Annotated in this window: 2 protein-coding genes; one reads left to right on the top strand and one right to left on the bottom strand. The window is 61.0% G+C overall.

What is annotated here, in order from left to right; all coding sequences use genetic code 11:
* Nucleotides 1-124 (bottom strand): 50S ribosomal protein L28 (rpmB, locus tag EOD07_RS35235; RefSeq protein ID WP_127238425.1); only part of this gene is annotated, 124 nt, incomplete at its 3' end.
* A 257-nt stretch (nt 125-381) separates the two neighbouring features.
* On the opposite strand from rpmB, the gene EOD07_RS35240 reads away from it, so the two are divergent.
* A partial coding sequence (locus tag EOD07_RS35240; RefSeq protein WP_164772884.1) for a DUF3108 domain-containing protein occupies nt 382-1148 on the top strand: 767 nt, incomplete at its 3' end.

Consider the following 1148-nt stretch of genomic DNA (forward strand, 5'->3'; position numbering starts at 1 on the left):
CTTCGGAAATCAGCGTCACATTGACCAGGTTCGGCAGGAAGCGACGCTTGGTCTTGTTGTTGGCGTGGCTCACATTGTTGCCGGTCTGGACTGCCTTGGCAGTGAGTTCGCAGGTGCGGGACATTTGTCTAACCTTCAGTTTCTAAACCTGCCAAACCATTCTGCCCGCGCCAGGCGGCGCGCGGTCTCGGTCAGGCGGCCTTTGGAAAAGTTGGCGTTCCATAGTGGCATTTCACCATTGCGTCAAGCTCCGGCGCATCGCCGGCTGTCGGTCGCGCTCCATATAAAGGCCGGATTTCAAACTATAAGCCGTTCGCGAAGGGATATGTCAGGCTGGATCCTTTGCGTTCCGGCCGAACCGCCAGGGATTCGTCAGCCGCCATGGTCCGCTCGACTCACGCATTCGCCACCCTGCTTGCCCTTGCCGTGCCGGCAACAAGCTTCGCCGCCGCGCCGCCGCAATCCTTCAAGGGCGAATATACGGTGTCCTATCTCGGCCTTTCGATCGCCAGGGCGACTTTTTCCAGCCGCTACGAGGGCGATACCTACGCCATCAACGGCACCGTCTCCGCCGCCGGGCTCGGCAGGCTGTTCGACGATACGAAAGGTACGATTTCGTCGAAAGGCACCATTTCCGACAAGCGGATGACGCCGCAGGCGTTCAGGGCCGATTATACGTCCGGCAAGAAGGCCTCGATGGTCGATATCCGCTTCAGCAATGGGGGCGTCTCCTCCACGCAAGTCGTTCCCGCTCCAGGCAAGCGCGATCCGAAGAACTGGGTGCCGATCGGCGACGGAGACCTGAAATCGGTGCTCGATCCGATGGCGGCGACCGTCATCCATGCCGACAGCCTGGACAAGGTCTGCGGGCGCACGGTCAAATTCTACGATGGCGAGATGCGCGCCGACCTGACCTTGACCTATGCGTCCAAGGGTTCGATCTCGGTGCCCGGCTACAAGGGCGACACGGTGACCTGCAAGATGGGCTTCGAACCAGTGGCGGGCTATCGCAAGGGCCGCAAGGCGCTGAACTTCCTCAAGAACAAGAGCCGCATGCTGGTGACGTTTGCACCGGTCGGCCAATCCGGCGTATATGCGCCGATCCGCGCCACGGTCGGGACCCAGATCGGTCCATTGACCATCAGCGC

Source organism: Mesorhizobium sp. M2C.T.Ca.TU.002.02.1.1 (assembly GCF_003997225.1).